Annotated in this window: 1 protein-coding gene and 1 pseudogene; one reads left to right on the top strand and one right to left on the bottom strand. The window is 75.5% G+C overall.

Annotated elements, in window-relative coordinates:
- A pseudogene (locus tag AB0J52_RS35400) lies at window positions 1–795 on the top strand (FAD-dependent oxidoreductase); the annotation flags it as partial.
- 107 nt (window positions 796–902) lie between these two features.
- Here the strand turns inward: AB0J52_RS35400 and AB0J52_RS35395 are convergent.
- On the bottom strand, window positions 903–2,650 hold a 1,748-nt coding region (locus AB0J52_RS35395), incomplete at its 5' end, for a CehA/McbA family metallohydrolase (protein WP_500187281.1).

Raw genomic sequence — 2,650 nt, 5'->3', positions numbered from 1 at the left:
GTCGCGACCGCGGCCGTCGCCACCGCCGCCGTGGTGACCGCCGCGAAGGTGTCCGCGAGCGTGGGCGGCGGCTCGTCGGACGCGGGGGCCGGGCCGGGCTCCGCAGCCGGCCCGCGGCACGGGGAGGGAAGCAGTGCGTACGCCCGGGAGACGGGGCCGCGGGCGGGATCCGGGGACCGGTCCCGCCACGGGGCGGGGCGTACGTCACTGTCCTTCACCGAGCAGATGAAGGGCCACCTCACCTTCGGCACGGCGGACCCCCGGGCGGGCGAGCTGGACGAGGCCCGCGAGCCGTTCGCGTTCCGGCTGACCATCAGCACCGACGACGTGCACCGGTTCCTCGCCGAGCCCGAGCACGAGGCCACGGCGGACGGCTGGATCGAGGCCGCCGGGTGCGGCGGCCGCCGGACGGTCCGGCAGGGCCGGTTCAACCTGTTCGCGCCGACCGGCGAGGCGCAGCGCCGGGTGATGCGGTACCGGCTGCCGTTCACCGACGCGCAGGGTCGCGAGCTCACCCTGGCCGGGGAGAAGAACGTCCTGCACGGCCCGCCGACCCGGATCTGGCCCGACACCTCCACGCTCTACACGCGCCTGCTGGCCGGGCACGTGGCGGCGGAGGACGAGGCGGACGCCGAGGTCGTCGGCGCGGGCGTGCTGCACATCCAGCTGACCGACTTCGCGCGGCAGCTGACCACCTTCCGCACCGGCGGGCCGCACGGCACGACGGCGCTGATGGAGTTCGGCCGGTTCTTCGCCGGCGAGCTCTGGGAGGTCTACGGCCCCGACCTCACCTGAGGGACGGGCCCCACGGACGCGCGGGACGGAGGAACTGCGGGGTGCCTCCGTCCCGCGCCCTTTCCATGGCCGCCCTCGCGGGACGTCCATGAGTTCGGTGCGACCGGTCAGGCGAGGCGCGAGCGGTAGACGGCGCGGGCGGCCTCGATGAGGTCGAGGTGGTCGGCGAGCCGGCTCTCGTCGCTGAGCCGGGCGCGGTCGCGGATCATCCGCTCGAAGCCGTCGAGGTAGTCCAGGCACCAGCGGACGTCGTCCTCGCGGGCGACGTGCCGTCCGGCGACGTCCAGGTAGACCGGGCTGGTCTGGGCGTACACGCCGTCGTGGTGCATCGACCGGACGTGCGCGGGCCCCGTGGCGACGGCGATCACGTAGGTGGGTCCGGTGACGGGCAGCCGGACGGTCAGCTCGTCCGGCGGGCCCTCGGCCAGGACGCCGTCCGCGGTGAGCAGCCAGACCGTCTCGACCTCCTCCCCGACCGTTCGGACGGTCACGGTTACCGTCGCGCCGGGCGCGGGCAGGTCGAGGGTGTCGCCGGGGCCGTGGCCGTCCACGTCGAGTTCGAGCCAGGGTCCGGTGGTCGCGAAGGTGCGTCCGTGCCGGATCGCGTCCGCGAACGACGCGGCGGTCAGCTCGCCGTCCACGCGGGCGTAGACGCGTTCCCAGCCGGGCGGGCTGGACTGGTTGCCGCGCCGGGTGAACGAGATCTGCGTGTCGCTCCCGGCGGTGACGGCGAGCCGGTTCCCCGCGCCGACCAGCCGCCGGTAGACGCGGGCGGTCGCGTGGACGTCGGAGTGGTTCAGGACGTCCAGGCTGTGCACGAGGCCGAGCGCGGCGTCGGCGACGATCTCGCGGGCCGAGCAGTTGCGTCCGTCGGAGAGGGCCTCGCTCGGCGCGCCGTCCTCGCCGACCGGGACGTGGAAGGGGTGGCTGTAGCCGACGGTCGCGCCGAGCGCGACGAGCCTCCGGATGCCCTCGGCGTTCGGCGGCCAGTCGTCGGTGCCGAGGAAGCCGGTGTGGAACAGGTCCGGGGGGCTCTGCATGCCGAACGCGTAGAGGTGGCCGAGCAGGTCGTTGCGGTACTCGACGCCGAAGCGGGCGAGGTGGCCCGGGGTGGACCAGGGCGCGTCGCGTCCGGCCCAGTGCTCCAGGGCCTCGCGGTCGTAGACGCGGACGGTGGAGACGTTGCCGGCGACGAGGTTGAGGACGTGCAGGTCCTCGCCCTGCTGGATCGCGGCGGCCTGCTCGGGGGTGCCGACGCTGTTGCCCGCCCAGTTCATGTGGACGTGCATGTCGCCGCCGTACCAGCCGCGCGCGGGGGCGTCGTAGCGGCGGCGCGGGGTCAGCTCGACGGTGAGTTCCTCGCCGGACTTCGGGCGAACGCGCGTCTCGGCGGTCTCGTACTCGGCGCCCCGCGTGACCCGGACGGTGAGCGGTTCGGCGGGGACGTCCAGGACGAGGTCGTCGCCGTGGAAGTAGGGCTGGGCGTGCGCGTCGTGCCGGTCGGGGGCGTCCGGGGGGTACCAGCCGTGACCGTCGTCGCCGACCACCGTCCAGCGGCACGGCATGCCCGCGCGGACGCGCAGCCGCGCCACGGCGGTCTCGCGGGTGAGGCCGTCCAGCGGGACGGCCGCGCCGTCCACGACGACGACGCTGCCGGCCGTGACCGGGACGAGGCGCGCACCGCGGGGTTCGAGGTCGTGGACGGCGCCGTCGATCTCGACGCGGGCCTTCTCGTCGCGCGCGGAGTCGAGCAGCAGCGTGGTCGCGTGCCGGGGCCGGCCGGCGAAGACCGGGCGCGGGCGGGCGTCCACGCGCGCGCCGCCGGGGGTGAGGCGCAGCGCGGCGAGGTTGTCGG

Origin of the sequence: Spirillospora sp. NPDC049652 (assembly GCF_040675125.1) — a bacterium.
Taxonomy (GTDB): Bacteria; Actinomycetota; Actinomycetes; order Streptosporangiales; family Streptosporangiaceae; genus Spirillospora.
Note: the sequence above shows the minus strand (reverse complement) of the source record. Positions and strands in the feature narration are given on the sequence as shown.